Origin of the sequence: Faecalibacterium hominis (ex Afrizal et al. 2022) (assembly GCF_049545105.1) — a bacterium.
Classification (GTDB): domain Bacteria; phylum Bacillota; class Clostridia; order Oscillospirales; family Ruminococcaceae; genus Faecalibacterium; species Faecalibacterium duncaniae.
In genome coordinates, this window is record NZ_CP186860.1 from 656,088 (window position 1) to 671,984 (window position 15,897).

Here is a 15,897-nt window from a genome sequence, read left to right on the forward strand (position 1 = left end):
GACCAAACCTCTCCTAGTAGGAGAGGCAAGTCAGCAGCCTGGCTCCCCTATTAGGGGAGCTGGCGCAAGGCGCCTGAGAGGTTATTCTGCCGCCATCTGTTCCGGCGGCAGATTCTCTTTCAGCAATTCGCACAGGCCGCTGTACCGCAGGTTCTGCCGGACATTGGACATCATCCGGTTCACCACATCCCGCCGCCCGGCCACGATGCACAATTTGCGGGCGCGGGTCACGCCGGTGTAGAAGAGGTTGCGGTAGCAGAGCCTTGGCGGCACCTGTGCCACCGGCAGCACCACCGCCGGGAACTCGCTGCCCTGGCTCTTGTGCACCGTGATGGCGTAGGCGATCTCCAGCTCGTTCAGGTTTTCCGCCGGGTAAAGCAGGCGGCGGTCATCCATCCGCACCACCATGGAGCGGTCGCGCATGTTGATGGATTCCACAATGCCGATATCACCGTTATAGGCTCCCACGCCCTGCTCCCCGCCAATGCGGTTCCAGACGATCTCGTAGTTGTTCCGCACCTGCATCACCTTGTCGCCCACCCGGAACACCCGGGAGGCGCTTTGGAGCTGGGGCTTGCCCTTCTGCTCCGGGTTGAGCAGGTTCTGCAGCTCCACATTCAGTGCCTGGGTGCCGGTGGGTCCCAGCTTGGTGGGGCAGAGCACCTGAATATCCCGGACAGGGTCAAACCCATAGCTCCGGGGCAGACGGGTGGTGACAAGATCGCACACCAGTTTCTGCGCCGCATCGCCGTCCGATTCCAGAAAGAAGAAATCGTCTGTCTTGCCGCCCTTCTGCAGCGGCTCACTGCTGATGATATGGTGGGCGTTCTCCACAATAAGGCTGCGTCTGGCCTGCCGGAAGATCTCGTTCAGGCAGACGGTGGGCACCAGCCCGGAGCGGATGACCTCCCCCAGAATGTTGCCGGGCCCCACGCTGGGCAGCTGGTCGGCATCGCCCACCATAATAATGCGGCAGCTGTACCGCAGGGCTGCAATGAGCGCCTGAAACAGCTTCACATCCACCATACTCATCTCATCCAGAATGACCACATCGCATTTGAGCAGGTTCTTGTCATTGTGGATAAAGCTGACCACGCCGCCGGAGTAGTCCACCTCCAGCAGGCGGTGGATGGTAGAGGCCTTGCGGCCGGTCAGTTCGCTCAGCCGTTTGGCCGCACGGCCCGTGGGAGCACAAAGTGCCACCCGGTCTGCCTGATGCTCCAGCAGCTGCAGGATGGCATTGACTGTGGTGGTCTTACCGGTGCCGGGGCCGCCGGTCAGCACAAGGCAGTTTTCGGTCATGGCCTTGCGGATGGCTTCCCGCTGCAGGGGCGCATAGGCAAACCCCTGGGTCAGCTCCAGCACCTGGATGTTTTTATCAAGGTCCCGCACCGTCTGCTTCTCCCGCTTTGCCAGCAGGGCCAGCCGGTCGGCAATGGCCTGTTCTGCTTCCAGCAGGTCAGGCAGATAGATATACGGCACCGCCTCCAGCATCTTTACGCCCAGCTGCCCGGTCTCAATGCAGTGGTCCAGCGCGCGGGCCAACTTCTCGGGCGGCTGCTGGATGAAGTGGGATGCCGTGTCAAGCAGCTGCGCACGGGGCAGGCAGGTGTGGCCGTTGCCCGCGTTATGGCGCAGGGTGCGCAGAAGCGCTGCTTCCAGCCGCTGGGTGCAGTCCCCTTCCATGTGGTAATACTGTGCAATGCTGTCGGCATGGCGGAAATCCAGCTGCAGGGGTTCCCCACAGAGCAGATAAGGATTCTGGGAGATGGCCTGCATGGCACTGGGGCCAAAGACGCGGAACACCTCCATGGCGCGGCGGGGGCTGATCTCGAACTGCGCCAGATAGGCGATCAGCTCCCGCATTCCGAACATCCGCTTGAACTCCTGCTGGATGCGGTCAGCTTTGTCCGCCGAGATGCCGGGGATCAGGGTGAGCTGGGCGGGATCGTTGGCGATCACTTCCAGCGCCGCCGCGCCGAATTTGTCGATGATCTTATTGGCCGTGCGCGCCCCAATGTAAGGCAGAGAACCGCTGGCAAGAAAGGCGTATACCGCTTCCAGATCCTTCGGCATATCGGTCTCGCATTCCTGGGCGTGGAACTGGCGGCCATAGGTGGCGTGGTTCTCATATTTACCGCGGCAGACCACGCTCTCGCCCGCATGGAGCTCGCCCACGATCCCGCACACCACGGTCACCGTGCCGCCGCCGGAAATTTCAAACACCGTGTAGCCGTTATCCGGGTTCTCGTAGATAATGTCCTCCACCGTTCCCTCGATCTGTTCCAGCTCCATGCTCCTCACCCCCTTGTGACATAATTATTTATAGTATAATCGTTTTGGTGTTATTTGTAAAGGAATCGGGCAGGCCCTACTCTATACAACCTCTCAGCTTTGGCGTTTCGTGAGGCTTTCCCTCTTCGCCAAGGCCTCCCCTACTAGGCAACAAAAGAGCCGCCCTTCTGCGGTTTCGCAAAAGAGCGGCTCAATTTTTACAAGTTTGCGTGCGGTCTTGCTTTTTCCTGTTTCAGCTTCCGGAACACAACGATATACGCCGGGATCAGGAAGAAGCAGGCAAAGAACCATGCCACCGGGTTTGCAATGCAGGCGGCAAAATAGCCCCACAGCGGCACGAACAGGAAACCCACCAGAGCACGGGCGATCATCTCTGCCACACCGGCAAACATGGCCAGGCTGGAATAACCCAGACCCTGAATGGTGTAGCGGTAAATGATAAGGACCGCCAGCGGGATGTAGAACACGCTGTTCCAGAAGATGAAGCTCTGGGCGTTGGCCATGATCTCGGTCTGGCTGCTTTCAAGGAACAGGCCGATCAATGCCTTATCCAGCACGCGCAGGATCAGGAAGGAGGCCACGCTGTACACACAGCCGATGCCCAGGGCGGTGTTCACGCCCTTGTTCACACGGTTCAGGTCGTTGGCACCCATGTTCTGGCTGGCGTAGGTGGTCATGGCCGTGCCAATGCTCTCCAGCGGGACGGACAGGAACTGTGCCGCCTTGCCGCCTGCAGTCTGCGCTGCCACGATGTCGCTGCCCAGGCCATTGACCGCACCCTGCAGCACAACGGAACCGATGGCCGTGATGCTGCACTGCAAACCCATGGGGATGCCCATGCCGCACAGCTTGACACAGTGCTGTCTGCTCAGGCGGCTTTCTTCTTTGTTCCAGCGCAGTTCATTATAATGCTTGAGGATGTACCACAGGCTGCCCAGACCGGCCACTGCCTGACTGAACACGGTGGCGAACGCCGCACCGAACACACCCATCTTGAAGGCGATGATGCAAAGCAGGTCCAGCCCGATGTTCAGAAAGCTTGCCACCAGCAGGAAGTACAGGGGCCGCTTGCTGTCGCCCAGAGCGCGCATCAGGGCGCTGGTCATGTTGTACAGCAGCGTAAACGGGATGCCGATAAAGATGGTGCGGATGTAGATGTCCGCCAGATCAATGATGTTGTCCGGGGTATTGGTCCAGACCAGAATGGAACGGGTCATGGCCACCGTGACCACGGTAAGCACTGCGGCAAAAAAGACACTCAGCCAGACGGCATTGGCGGTGTAGCGGCGCATCTCCACATAGTCTTTCGCCCCGAATGTCCATGAGATGGGGATGGAAAAACCGCAGGCAATGCCATTGACAAAGCCCAGCACCAGATAGTTCAGACCACCCACACTGCCGACCGCCGCCAGGGCTTCCACGCCCACAAAGCGGCCCACGATGATGGTATCTGCCAGATTATAGAACTGCTGGAACAGGCTGCCCAGCATCAGCGGCACCGCAAAGGCAAGGATCAGCTTGAGCGGGCTGCCCTGCGTCATATCTTTCGTCATACGCACGTTCCTCCTTGGGAAAGCATCACAGACCTTATCACACGAATTTTTTCCGACAAAAACGCCCTGCCGCGCAATGGGCAGGACGTTTTTGTTCATGTGGGTATTATATCAGGTTGCGATGAATTTTCAAGAGGTTTTTTCAAATTTTTCAGTGCTTCCCGGCCAGATGCTTCAGCAGCTGGAACAGAATGCTCCAGAACCCCGTTCCGGCATTGCCCGAAGGCGGGGTATCCTCATCCGGAACGCTCAGCGGCGGGTCATTCTGAATAGTGTGCGAGGAACTGTCTGGTACGCTCCTCCCGGGGGTGGTCGATGAGCTGTTTGGCCGGGCCTTCTTCTACGACCACGCCGCCATCCATGAACAGGATGCGGTCGGCCACATCGCGGGCAAAGTGCATCTCATGGGTGACAATGATCATCGTGGTCTTGCGGTCAGCAAGATCACGCAGGACCTTCAGCACCTCGCCGGTCAGCTCCGGGTCAAGGGCGCTGGTGGGCTCATCAAAGCAGAGGATATCCGGGTGAAGCGCCAGCGCGCGGGCAATGGCTACACGCTGCTGCTGGCCGCCGGAGAGCTGATGCGGGTAGTGGCCGGCCCGCTCCGAAAGACCCATCTGCGCCAGCAGTTCTCTCGCCTGCTGTTCCAGCTCCGCGTGGATGGCCTTTTTGTTTGCCTGATATTCCGGACGTTCCTTTGCCAGCAGTTCTCCTGCCAGCATCACGTTCTGTAAGGCCGTGTACTGCGGGAACAGGTTGAAGTTCTGGAACACCAGACCAAAATGGAGCCGCTTTTTGCGAATCTCGCTTTCCTTCTGGGTGGCAGGGTCGGCGGCATCCCACATGGTCTCGCCGTTCACCTTGATCACACCCGTGTCAGGCCGTTCCAGAAAGTTCAGGCAGCGCAGCAGCGTTGTTTTGCCGGAACCGGACGAGCCGATGATCGCCAGCGCTTCCCCCTGCTCCAGATCCAGGGAGATGTCCTTCAACACATGGGTCTCGCCAAAATTTTTCCCGATACCGGAAGCTTCGAGCAACGCCATAATCTATCTGCCTCCTTAGCAGCGGAAATAATCGAGCTTTTTTTCAGCCCAGTTGAACAGGATGGTCAGTGCGCCCACAAACACCAGGAAGAAGAGCGCGGTGGAGAACAGCGGCCAAATCAGGCCCTTTGCGCTGTACTCCTTGGCCATCATAATGATCTCCTTATTGGCAATGGTGTTTGCCAGCGAGGTATCCTTGACCAGCGTGATGATCTCATTGCCCATGGGGGGCAGGATGCGCTTGACGACCTGAAGCAAGGTCACCTTGAAAAAGATCTGTGTTTTGGTCATGCCAAGCACCTGCCCGGCCTCAGTCTGCCCCTTGGGCACTGCCTCAATGCCGCCGCGGTAGATCTCAGAAAAATAGCAGGCATAGTTGATGGCAAAAGCCACCACCGCCGCCACCATCCGTCCGCCGGAGCCGGAGGGCCAGGGGTTGTTCATGCCCAGCAGGCCGGGGCCCAGATAGATCACGATGATCTGCAGCATCAGCGGGGTGCCGCGGATGATCCAGACAAAGGTCTTGACCAGCCCGGCCAGCGGCTTGCAGCGGCTCATGGAGCCAAACGAGACCACCAGCCCCAGCGGCAGTGCAAACAGCAGTGTCAGGGCAAAGAGCTCACAATTGAGCAGGAACGCGCCGGACAGGCGCATAAGAATCACAGACACAAAAACACACCTTTTTTATTCAGAATCCATATTCCCCTTCCATCACAGCCGGTGAAAGTTTCCTCTGCTGGGGAGCCTTTCACGCATCGGCAACAAAAAGCCTCCCTCACCGAGGGAGGGTGCATCGCATAGCGATGACGGAAGGAGCTTTTCAACAAATTCAGTCAGCCAGTGCCAGATCGTACTTATCGGCCAGTGCCTGCATAGTACCATCAGCCTTCAGTGCATCAAAGGCCTCGTCCACAGCGGCGGCAGCATCACTGCCCTTGCGGAACGCCACACCGTACTCCTCAGCGTTCAGCTCGTCCATGATCTTCAGGTCAGCATAATCCGTGCCCTCACCGATCATAGCGTTGGCCAGGGTCAGGTCAAGTACAGCGGCATCGGCAGTGCCTGCGGCAACTTCCATCAGGCAGTCGGTCTGAACGCTCTTGGAAACGTAATCAGCCTGTGCCAGGTTCTCGTCCCCCTCAATGGCGGCCTCACCGGCGGAACCAGCCTCAGCAACCACGGTCTTACCCACCAGATCAGCGGTAGAGGTATAATCGGTGCCATCTTTCACAACGACCACCTGTGCATTCTTTGCATAAGCCTTGGTGGTAGCGGTGTTCTGCATGATGTCATCGGTCAGGGTCATGCCGTTCCAGATGCAGTCGATGCTCTTGGCATCCAGCTCCACGACCTTGGTATCCCAGTTGATCTCCACAAACTCCGGCTCCACGCCCAACTTTTCGCAGACAGCGGTGGCCAGCTCGGTATCAAAACCGGTGAAGTTGCCATCGGCATCGGTGTAGTTCATGGGCTCGTAAACGGTGTAGCCGATGACCAGCTTGCCCTTGCCCTTGATGTAATCCAGGTCGCTGCCTGCGGTCTGGGATGCGGCAGCACTGCCGGAAGCAGAGGCCGAAGCAGATGCGGCAGTGGAAGCGGAAGCGGCACCGCCGCAGGCGGCAAGGCTCAGTGCCATGGCACCGGCCAGGAATGCGGATACAAGACGTTTCATATACGGTTCCTCCCTCAGTGGCAAGCAGCTTCGTTTTATTGCTTTACCATGCTAAATTGCTAAACTGTGGTTATAGAATAGCGCGTTTTCTGCCGTTTGGCAAGGGGGAAAACTGATTTTTCGCAGTTTGCTCAAATCTTTATCGCTTTACCACGGCAAAGCGGTCATTTTGACAAAACAAAAACGCCGCGTCGGCAGCTGCCAGACGCGGCGAGAGGTTTCTCTCTGAAAACACAGCGGAATGCCACCTATCCGGGAGAGCCGGTGCGCGATTGCGAGACCGAAAAGGGCTTCCTCCTCAGCTCAGGGCATCCAGCGCCGCCTTTTGCAGATCGGTGATGTCAATGGTACACAGAGCCTTCAGGTCGGCATCGCCGCCGGAAAGCCCGGCGATCTCGGTGCGGGTCTTGCCCTTGAGGGCATCGCAGAAGCCTTCGCTGTGCTCGTACCACTCCTTACCCAGCGCCGATGCGCCGCGCATCCCGTAGTCCTCACCCAGTTCCAGCTTGGTCTTGACGAGGTCCGGGGCTGTCACACCGCCGTCCGACACCACCGTCAGGGCCGGCTCAGCCATATCCGCAATGGCGCTGGTTACACGGTGATCCGCATCGGTGGTCAGTGCCACAATGCTCACATCCACCTGCGCATTCACATCCTTGTCATCGGTGGCGGTGATGTCCGAAGTCCCGTTCACCGCTTCGATGCCCAGCGCGGCCCTGTCGCCCTTGGCGGCACCCAGTGCCCTGGCATTGGCGCAGGCCCGGGTCACGGCATCCCGGTAACGGTCCACTGCAATGGTGCACCCGCTCAGCAGGTCGGCATCCGTGGGCTTGCCATCCTTATCCACTTTGAGCATGGAGACCTGTTCCGGGGTCATGCCGATCAGGTAACTGGCAAAGGCATCCGCCTGTTCCGCCCATCCCTTTTTCAGGGAAGAGACCTCGGCCAGCGGGTAATCGTCCCCCTTCTGCCGCTTGGTGCGCCAGTCGGTGGGCAGGGTCACATGGCCGGTGCTGTCCGCCGAAACAGACACCTCCAGCTCGTCCAGCAGAACACTCTCCAGTTTCCCCTCGTCATCCAGCAGGACAGCGGCCGCTGCCAGTTCAATTTTCCCTGCCCTGTCCTGATCGGTGGCCTCTGTCACCACACCCAGACCGGTTTTCCATGCCGCTGTCTGGGTCTGTGCGGAGGATGTGCCGCTGCTTCCGCTCATGCTGCCGGAGCTGCCCGACCCGGCGTTCGTTTTGCCACAGGCGGTCAGCAGCAGCGCCGCCGCCATGGCACAGCTCCAAAGAGCCCGATGGTTCTGATTCATAGATACGCTCCCTTTCCACACGGCCCGTTGGGCCTTTGCCCCATAGTATGTCCAGAAGAGCGTAAGATTACGCAGCCGACGGGAGTTTTCCAAAGCAAGTGTCCGCTGGGGTGGGACCCTGTTGCCACAGGCAATAGGGCGGGCGATGGAATGGCCCGTTTCACTTGCGCGGAAAAGTTCCCCGAGTGCTGCGCGCAGCCGCTTACATCAACGGACTCAGCAGCCGCAGCAAGCTGTCCAGTGCTGTGCCCGGCAGATTGGTGCGGCAGTCGGAGCGCATGATTTCCCGGCACTGCGGCAGGGTGCGCTCCACATCCTTCCGCAGAGCGGCGATCTGGCTGTTATGGAAGAGCAGTGTTCCGCACTCAAAATGGAGAAACAGGCTCCGATAATCCATATTGATGCTGCCCACCGCGGCCACACGGTCATCACTGACATAGCACTTGGCGTGGAGGAAACCGGGCGTGAATTCATAAATGCGCACACCCGCCCTGAGCAGGGGCAGATAGTAGGAGCGACTGAGCCGGAACACCAGCTTCTTATCCGGGATCCCGGGCAGGATGAGACGCACGTCCACCCCGCGCTTGGCCGCACTTTTCAGAGCATCCAGCATCTCCTCGCCCACGGCCAGGTAGGGCGTGTAGATATAAACATATCTCTGGGCCTGAGAGAGGATGTCCAGATAGACCGTCTCGGCCAGCGGTTCCTCATCCAGCGGGCTGTCCGCGTAGGGCTGCACCACGCCATCCTGCACTGCGGGCAGGCGGGTGGGCGCAAAGGCGGTGTAATCGGTCTCCTGCGGGCGGAAGGCGTTCCATACATTGAGGAACATCACGGTAAAGTTCCAGACAGCGGCTCCTTCCAACCGGATGGCCGCATCCTTCCAGTAGCCAAAGCGCTGCTCTGCATTGATATACTCATCCGCCAGATTCACGCCGCCGGTGTAGGCCACATTGCCGTCAACCACCACGATCTTGCGGTGGTCGCGGTGGTTCATCACCAGCGAGACCAGCGGCACCACCGGGTTGAAAGGGATGCAGTGGATATGCGCCTTCTCCATGCGGATGACAAAATCACTGGGCAGGCCCAGCAGGCTGCCAAAATCATCGTAAATCAGCCGCACATCCACGCCCTGAGCGGCCTTGCGGCGGAGGATCTGCTCCACACCGTCCCACATTTTGCCAGAACGGAGGATAAAAAATTCCAGAAAGATGAACTTTTCCGCCTTGTCCAGATCCGCCAGCAGCTGGGGATACATCTCCTCCCCGCAGGAAAAGTAGTGAGCAGCGGTATCCCTCCAGGCCGGATACGGCCCGAACTTTGCCACATAGCGGCTCAGGTTCCGGCTGGAGATATCCAGCGCATCGGTCTGGCCCTCGGGCTGGGCAAGCTCAGTCTGATGGGCCTGTTCCACCTTCTGCATCCGCTCCCGCAGATACTTGGCGGGGGCCTTGTTGCCAAAAGCCAGATAAAGCGCGCCGCCCAGCAGGGGCAGAAGGCCGATCAGAACGATCCAGCCGATCTTATAAGCGCTGTTTTCATCCTTGCGCACCAGATACAGCACGATCAGGATGCTCAGCGCCTTCAGGGCACCGTTCAGCCAGACCCGCCCCGCCGTGAAGGACCAGAACGCCCAGAGCAGCCAGAGCACCTGTAAAGCCACCAGCACCACTGTGATCGTGACACGGTTGAAGATACGGTTGAAAAACTTGACGATGGGCAATCTGAACATGTGGTATCCCTCCCCTGCCGCCCACGGCGATTTTTGATGCTGTTAGTATAGCGCAGAGCGGAAGATTTTGCAAACAAAAAAGCGCCCACAACGGCTTTCCCCGCTATGAGCGCCTATTCAATCGTGGCAGAATTTTTTCCGAGGGCCGTTCGCTTATGCTTCCGCGTCCTCATAACCAACCAGCAGGCCGCCCAGCTCTGCATAATAGCTGCACAGACCGCCGCATTCGCTGATGTCCACCTTTGCTCCATCAAACACAGCCTTTACCATGTGCTTCAGGCGCTCGGCGGCGGCGGGATTGCCGCAGTGAGAGATATGGAGCCTGCCGTTGGTATAGCCGTGCTCCTTGAGTTCCAGCACGATGCGCTCCAGCGCACCATGCTCACCACGGGTCTTGCAGAGAACATCCAGCTCTCCGGCCTCACTTGCCTGTCCGATGACCCGGATGCCCAGCATCCGCGCCACAGCAGCAACGGCAGGCTTCACGCGGCCATTGCGGGCCAGATTGGCCAGCGATTCCAGCGAAAAGAGCAGGTGGGTGTGCTTGTGGTAGCGGAGCATCTCTTCACAGATCTCGTCAAACTCCTTGCCCTCAGCCAGCAGATCCCGCAGATGCTCGGCCAGCAGGCGCTGCTCCGGGCCGGTGGAAAGGCTGTCCAGCACGAACACCCGCTTGCCGGGATTCTCCTGCTGGTATTCCTCGGCGGCCAGCTGGGCGGCATTGTAGCTGCCGGACAGAGTGCCCGTGATGGTGATGGCATACACCTCGTCGGCTCCCTCGTAGGCGGCCAGCCAATCGCTGACGTTGGGGCAGGAAGTCGAGGTCTTGCCCTTATAGGTGCGCAGGGTCTGGGCCATGCCCAGGGCATCCATCGTGCCGTTGTCCAGATATTCGGCATCGTCGGTGATGATCTTCAGGGGAACGCATTCAAAATCCACGCCCTGCAAGGTGTACAGGCTGGCGGAGGAATCCACAACGATCTTGGTGTTCATAAGCATTTATCTCCATTCCGGCGGCAGAGGATGCCGCAGTTTTTCCTGTTGTTTGAATCACTATATCAGTTTTTCAAAAACCTGTCAACTGTTTTCTCAAATTATTTCAAAAGTTTTTAATTTCCTGTTGACCACATTTCCAAAACATGGTATACTGTCCGCATGAAATTAGAATCAAACCGCCGCGTTGCGGCCTGCGCCGCAGGGTTTGCCCTGCCCCGGTATGCAGAACTCCCCACCGTAGGGCTTTATCTGGATCAGAGTGTACAGTTTGTCAACGGGTGTTTCCGCACATTTCAGGGGGTGGAGCTCACCGCTTCCATGGTGAGCAACTACGTTAAGAAAGGGATCATCAGCCACCCCATCAAAAAGAAGTATACCCGGGATCAGCTGGCCTGCCTGATCTACATCGTAGTTTCTAAAAATGTCCTGTCCATGGAAAACATCGACAGTCTGTTCAAGATGCAGCGGGCGCATTATACCTCCGCGCAGGCCTATGATACCTTTTGCGATGAGCTGGAGAATTACCTGCCCTATGTGTTCGGCCTGACCAAAAGCTTTTCCGAGCTGGAGCCGGATGTTGATGATGCACGCACGCTCCTGCGCAGCACCATCATCTCGGCTGTAAACAAGATCTATCTGGACTGCGTTTTCACCGACCTGCGGCAGGAGCAGGCCCTCTGGCCCGATATCCTGCCGGATCTGGCATAACAACAAAAATGGCCCTCTCCATCATGCTTTGCAAAGCAATGATGGAGAGGGCCATTTTTTCTTAAAATGTAAGCGCGGGGCTGATCTCATTGCGGCGCTGGGCCTGCACGATGCAGTCCTTTTCCGGCACGACACCCGCCGCACCCAGGGTGTTGAACATGGTCTGCAAAGCAAGCGCCGGGGTGTTGTTCTCCTGCGAGAGATGGCAGAGGGCAAACTTCTTGCATCCCTCCTGGATCAGTTCCAGCAGCTTTGCCGAGCACTCATCGTTGGAGAGGTGGCCTCGGTTGGACTCGATGCGGGAGCGCAGGTAGTAGGGATACCGCCCGCTGCGGAGCATGTGGAGGTCGTAGTTGCTTTCCAGCGCCACCAGGTCACAGCCGCTCAGGGCCTGATGCACCGGCGGAGTCAGGACTCCCAGGTCGGTGGCAATGGTCATGGTCTTGTTGTCCGGGGTGTGGATGCGGTAGCCCACGCAGGGCACGTCGTGGCTGGTGGGGAACATCGTCACGCCGAAATCTCCCACATCCTCTTCCCCGCCGGACAGGGTGCGCAGCTCACAGCTGGCGGGCACAATGCCGTTTGCATCCAGAAAATCCAGCGTATCGTCTGCACCGTATACCGGCAGCGGATTCTTTTTGAGGAAGGTGGCCAGCCCCTTGACGTGGTCAGAGTGCTCATGGGTGACTAGAATGCCTGCACAATCGCTGATGTTCAGGCCCAGCTCCTTGAGCGCCGCCGAGGTGGTGCGCACGCCCTTTCCCATATCGATGATGATGTACTTCTCCCCCGTGCGCACCACGCTGCAGTTGCCGGAGGAGCCAGAGTATAACGAGATGAATTCAGACATTTCAAACCTCAAGAAACGAACCTCTCCGTCGTTGCTTCACAAAAGCTCCCTGTCAGGGAAACTTCTGCAAAACAGACTGAGAGGTTCTGAATGATCACATTGCTGATTCCAGTGCGGCGGGCATCCGCTCCACCTTGCTGATCTCAGCGCCCAGGCCGCGCAGCTTTTCCACGATGTTCTCGTAGCCGCGCTCAATGTGGCCGATCTCCTCGATCTCGCTGGTGCCGTCTGCCATCAGGGCAGCAACGACCATGGCCGCACCGGCACGCAGGTCAGAAGCGCGCAGGGGGGCGGGGTTCAGCTTGTCCACACCCTCAAACACGGCCACCTGACCGTCCACTTGCACCACTGCGCCCATCTTGCGCAGCTCGTCCACATAGCGGAAGCGGTTATCCCACACGCTCTCGGTGATGGTGGAGGTTCCCTTTGCCACGCTGAGCAGCACACCCATCAGGGGCTGCATATCGGTGGGGAAGCCCGGGTGAGGCATGGTGTTGATCTTCAGCGGCAGGATATCGCCCTTGCGGGAGACGCGGACGGAATCATCGAATTCCTCCACATCCACACCGGCACGGCGGAGCTTTGCCGTGATGGGTTCCAGATGCTTGGGGGTGACATTTTTGATCAGAACGTCGCCGCCGGTGGCAGCAGCGGCAACCATATAGCTGCCCGCCTCGATCTGGTCAGGGATGATGCTGTAAGTGCAGCCGTGCATCTTTTCCACGCCGCGCACCTTGATCACATCGGTGCCGGCACCGCGCACATCCGCGCCGCACATATTCAGGAAGTTTGCCAGATCAACAACATGGGGCTCCTTGGCGCAGTTTTCCAGAATGGTCTGGCCCTGTGCCATCACAGCGGAGAGCATACCGTTCATGGTAGCGCCCACGCTGACCTTATCAAAGAAGATATGGGCACCGTTCAGTTCCTTGGCACGCACGGTGATCATGCCGTAGTCCACGCTGTCCTCTGCACCCAGTGCGCTGAACACCTTGAGGTGCTGGTCGATGGGGCGGGGGCCCAGATTGCAGCCGCCGGGCATGGCCACCTGTGCCTTGCCAAAACGGGAGAGCAGTGCACCCAGGAAGTAGTAGCTGGCACGCATCTGGCGGGACAGATCGTCCGGGACGTTGGTGCTGTTCAGGTGGGTGGTGTCGATCTCGTAGGTATTGCGGTTCAGCATCTTGATGCTGGCACCCAGGGTGCTCAGGATCTTCAGGCTGACTGCCACATCACTGATGTCCGGCAGGTTTTCGATCACACAGACATCTGCCGCCAGAATGGTGGCAGGCAGAATGCCCACAGCCGCATTTTTTGCACCGGAAATGGTAACTTCGCCATGCAGGGGCTTGCCACCCGTAATAACAAACTTTTCCAATTTTATAATCTCCTTGTCGCAGGCCCGCCAGCGGCAGGGCCACTCAGGGTTCTTGCTTGATCTCTCCGCGCACCGCTGGGCACACACCCTCACGATACAACTATCTTATTATACACAACTTCGGGCAAAAAGCAAAGCCCCCTTTTTCCCTGCCCGATTATTTTCTGTTTTGCCCAGAATCTGCGGAGATATTCGACATTTTTGTTTCTTATTTCAAATATTTTACAATCAGCGCCCCTTACCAGACGCAATCCTCGCTGCAAGTCTCCTTGATCCAGCCCAGCTGATAGGCCTTGACCAGCTGTTTCAGATCGTGCACCCGCTCCCGCAGGGTCTCTCCCTCGTCCGTCTCTTCCACCAGAATGCGGTGGTTCTCCGTTTCCAGTATGTTCTTCTGCGACACGATGTCGATGTTTTCGTTCACGGCCTTTTCGGCACTGACAAAGGGCTGATGGGTCCGCAGGGACATGGTGCGGCTGGAGTACACCAGCGTATACCCTGCAATGCCGGTCTTTTCATGGTAGGCGCGGCAGAACCCGCCGTCAATGACGACCAGACGGCCCCCGCCCTTGATGGGGCTCTCGCCGCTCTTCTCCCGCACCGGCACATGGCCGTTGACGATGTGGCTGGTGCCGGGCAGGCCGAATTCCGCCAGGATACGGCGGCAGGCGGCCTCTTCATTGTACCATGTATAATAGGGGTCCTTGACTTCCTCGTGGGTGGCGGGGTCGGCAATATACAGCCGCTCAAAGGTGGTCATGGCGCTGCGGCCGAACAACGGCGACAGCTTGCCGCACCACAGATACCACAAAAAATCCTGACCGCTCCGCCGGGCCGCGCTGCCCTCGGGAGCAAAGTAGCCGCAGCGCGCCCGCTCGTCACAGTAGTCCATCAAGCCGCGGCCCGAGTAGTTGTGTCCCTCGAACCGCTCCACGGCAAAGCTGCCGTTTTTGGTCATGGGCACCACGCCGTGGTAGAGCAGGTTGCCGTTCTCGATGTGGTAAACGCTGCCCTTGGCATACAAAAATTCCACATGCTGCTGCAAACGCTCGCTCTGCCGGAAGGATTCCACCAGCTTGCGGAGCACCAGCCGCTCATCATCATTCAGGGCGGCAGGGTCTGCCGGATTCACGGTGGGGAAGCTGGTGTCCCGCAGGGGGTATGCCTGCCCGTTCAGGGTCACTGTTCCCTTTTCCCAATCGATGTGCCGCAGGAAATCCCGACCCTGCATCTTGAAATCCGGGTTGCGGTCGATGACCTTGCACTCCATCTTGAGCATCAGAATGGTCACGGCCTTGTGCATCACGGCACAGCGGTGGAGCATTCCCTCGGTGTAAGGGCCGCGCGCCGCATCGGTGTGGGGCATCCAGAGGGTCAGGTCGTCATTTCCGTAGAACTGCTCGGCCATCCGCTGCAGGTGCCGCAGGTTGATGCCGTAGCAGTCCTCAAGCATGGCATGGTTGTGGTAGGCCAGTGTCGTTTTGAGCACAGTGCAGACGCAGATGGGACTTCCGGCGGCGGCACCCATCCAGACCACGTCATGGTTGCCCCACTGGATATCCACATGGTGGTGGCGCATGAGCCGGTCCAGAATGATATCAGGCCGGGGGCCGCGGTCAAACAGGTCCCCCACGATGTGCAGCTTGTCCACAGCCAGCCGCTTGATGAGCTCACACAGCCGGACAATGAACCGGTCGGCGCAGCCATTTTCGATGATACTGCCCACGATCTGCCCATAATAAAGGTCCTTGTCGTGGTCCTCAAAGTGGGCATGGAGCAGCTCATCCAGAATATACCCGCAGCTGGACGGCAGGCAGGAGCGCACATGCTGCCGGGTATGCTTGGAGGACACCAACCGGCAGATATCAATGAGCTGAAGCAGGGTCTCCGTGTACCAGTGGTCAAGCGCTTCTTCATCCGTGCACTCGGCTTTGAGCCGGGGCAGCTTCTCGTTGGGGTAATAGATGAGCGTTGCCAGCTCGGCACGGGTCTGCTCCGGCACACTGTCCCCCAGCACGATGTCCACCTTTTCCCGGATGACACCCGAAGCCGAGTTCAGGATGTGGACAAAGGCCTCGTTTTCCCCGTGCAGGTCGCTCATAAAATGTTCGGTGCCCTTGGGCAGCTTGAGCAGAGCCTGGGTGCTGATGATCTCACTGGCGGCGGCTGCCTGCGAGGGGTAATCCCGTGCCAGCAGGGAGAGATATTTCAAATGATCCCGGATCTCCTCGTTTTCGGTGCGCATGACATCCTCCGTCTGATATGTAGTATTTTTGCATGATATATAATATTCTATCATAGTATACCACATTCCATGTCATAAATGGTATAATAAACAAGAGTAATTCTGTCAAA

Annotated in this window: 12 protein-coding genes; 1 reads left to right on the plus strand and 11 read right to left on the minus strand. The window is 58.4% G+C overall.

Going from position 1 to position 15,897, the window contains the following annotated elements; genetic code table 11:
- Window positions 1-81: 81 nt before the first annotated feature.
- From ACKXGA_RS03255 to ACKXGA_RS03290, 8 genes are all read right to left on the minus strand, one after another.
- On the minus strand, window positions 82-2,295 hold the full coding sequence (locus tag ACKXGA_RS03255) for an ATP-dependent RecD-like DNA helicase (RefSeq protein ID WP_097773770.1): 2,214 nt from the start codon (window positions 2,293-2,295) through the stop codon (window positions 82-84).
- A 197-nt stretch (window positions 2,296-2,492) separates the two neighbouring features.
- Complete coding sequence (locus ACKXGA_RS03260) at window positions 2,493-3,848, minus strand: MATE family efflux transporter (RefSeq protein ID WP_423730067.1); 1,356 nt, start codon at window positions 3,846-3,848, stop codon at window positions 2,493-2,495.
- A 260-nt stretch (window positions 3,849-4,108) separates the two neighbouring features.
- Window positions 4,109-4,891, minus strand: a complete 783-nt coding sequence (locus tag ACKXGA_RS03265; RefSeq protein WP_097773767.1) for an amino acid ABC transporter ATP-binding protein — start codon at window positions 4,889-4,891, stop codon at window positions 4,109-4,111.
- Window positions 4,892-4,906: 15 nt separating this feature from the next.
- On the minus strand, window positions 4,907-5,545 hold the full coding sequence (locus tag ACKXGA_RS03270; RefSeq protein WP_005936193.1) for an amino acid ABC transporter permease: 639 nt from the start codon (window positions 5,543-5,545) through the stop codon (window positions 4,907-4,909).
- A gap of 175 nt (window positions 5,546-5,720) precedes the next feature.
- Window positions 5,721-6,563, minus strand: coding sequence for a transporter substrate-binding domain-containing protein (locus ACKXGA_RS03275; RefSeq protein WP_423730068.1), 843 nt, complete (start codon window positions 6,561-6,563; stop codon window positions 5,721-5,723).
- Window positions 6,564-6,861: 298 nt separating this feature from the next.
- A complete protein-coding gene (locus ACKXGA_RS03280) occupies window positions 6,862-7,878 on the minus strand; it encodes a hypothetical protein (RefSeq protein WP_423730069.1) in 1,017 nt (338 codons plus the stop codon).
- A 202-nt stretch (window positions 7,879-8,080) separates the two neighbouring features.
- Window positions 8,081-9,610, minus strand: a complete 1,530-nt coding sequence (cls, locus tag ACKXGA_RS03285; RefSeq protein WP_423730070.1) for a cardiolipin synthase — start codon at window positions 9,608-9,610, stop codon at window positions 8,081-8,083.
- 153 nt (window positions 9,611-9,763) lie between these two features.
- Complete coding sequence (locus ACKXGA_RS03290; protein WP_242699397.1) at window positions 9,764-10,603, minus strand: DegV family protein; 840 nt, start codon at window positions 10,601-10,603, stop codon at window positions 9,764-9,766.
- A 162-nt stretch (window positions 10,604-10,765) separates the two neighbouring features.
- Here ACKXGA_RS03290 and ACKXGA_RS03295 point away from each other — a divergent pair, with 162 nt between their 5' ends.
- Window positions 10,766-11,314, plus strand: a complete 549-nt coding sequence (locus ACKXGA_RS03295; protein WP_005936372.1) for a DUF1836 domain-containing protein — start codon at window positions 10,766-10,768, stop codon at window positions 11,312-11,314.
- 61 nt (window positions 11,315-11,375) lie between these two features.
- Here ACKXGA_RS03295 and ACKXGA_RS03300 read toward each other — a convergent pair whose 3' ends face one another.
- The 3 genes from ACKXGA_RS03300 to ACKXGA_RS03310 form a co-directional block, all read right to left on the minus strand.
- Window positions 11,376-12,164 (minus strand): MBL fold metallo-hydrolase, encoded by a 789-nt coding sequence (locus tag ACKXGA_RS03300; protein WP_097771776.1) that lies wholly within the window; start codon window positions 12,162-12,164, stop codon window positions 11,376-11,378.
- Between the two features lie 94 nt (window positions 12,165-12,258).
- Window positions 12,259-13,542 (minus strand): UDP-N-acetylglucosamine 1-carboxyvinyltransferase, encoded by a 1,284-nt coding sequence (locus tag ACKXGA_RS03305; protein WP_097773760.1) that lies wholly within the window; start codon window positions 13,540-13,542, stop codon window positions 12,259-12,261.
- 238 nt (window positions 13,543-13,780) lie between these two features.
- Window positions 13,781-15,787, minus strand: a complete 2,007-nt coding sequence (locus ACKXGA_RS03310) for a fructose-1,6-bisphosphatase (protein ID WP_423730071.1) — start codon at window positions 15,785-15,787, stop codon at window positions 13,781-13,783.
- Window positions 15,788-15,897 lie beyond the last annotated feature (110 nt).

Bases quoted from the DNA above. Each gene is read 5' to 3' on its own strand.
- ACKXGA_RS03255 (WP_097773770.1), bottom strand. From the start codon at position 2,295: ATGGAGCTGGAACAGATCGAGGGAACGGTGGAGGACATTATCTACGAG.
- ACKXGA_RS03260 (WP_423730067.1), bottom strand. From the start codon at position 3,848: ATGACGAAAGATATGACGCAGGGCAGCCCGCTCAAGCTGATCCTTGCC.
- ACKXGA_RS03265 (WP_097773767.1), bottom strand. From the start codon at position 4,891: ATGGCGTTGCTCGAAGCTTCCGGTATCGGGAAAAATTTTGGCGAGACC.
- ACKXGA_RS03270 (WP_005936193.1), bottom strand. From the start codon at position 5,545: ATGCGCCTGTCCGGCGCGTTCCTGCTCAATTGTGAGCTCTTTGCCCTG.
- ACKXGA_RS03275 (WP_423730068.1), bottom strand. From the start codon at position 6,563: ATGAAACGTCTTGTATCCGCATTCCTGGCCGGTGCCATGGCACTGAGC.
- ACKXGA_RS03280 (WP_423730069.1), bottom strand. From the start codon at position 7,878: ATGAATCAGAACCATCGGGCTCTTTGGAGCTGTGCCATGGCGGCGGCG.
- cls (WP_423730070.1), bottom strand. From the start codon at position 9,610: ATGTTCAGATTGCCCATCGTCAAGTTTTTCAACCGTATCTTCAACCGT.
- ACKXGA_RS03290 (WP_242699397.1), bottom strand. From the start codon at position 10,603: ATGAACACCAAGATCGTTGTGGATTCCTCCGCCAGCCTGTACACCTTG.
- ACKXGA_RS03295 (WP_005936372.1), top strand. From the start codon at position 10,766: ATGAAATTAGAATCAAACCGCCGCGTTGCGGCCTGCGCCGCAGGGTTT.
- ACKXGA_RS03300 (WP_097771776.1), bottom strand. From the start codon at position 12,164: ATGTCTGAATTCATCTCGTTATACTCTGGCTCCTCCGGCAACTGCAGC.
- ACKXGA_RS03310 (WP_423730071.1), bottom strand. From the start codon at position 15,787: ATGCGCACCGAAAACGAGGAGATCCGGGATCATTTGAAATATCTCTCC.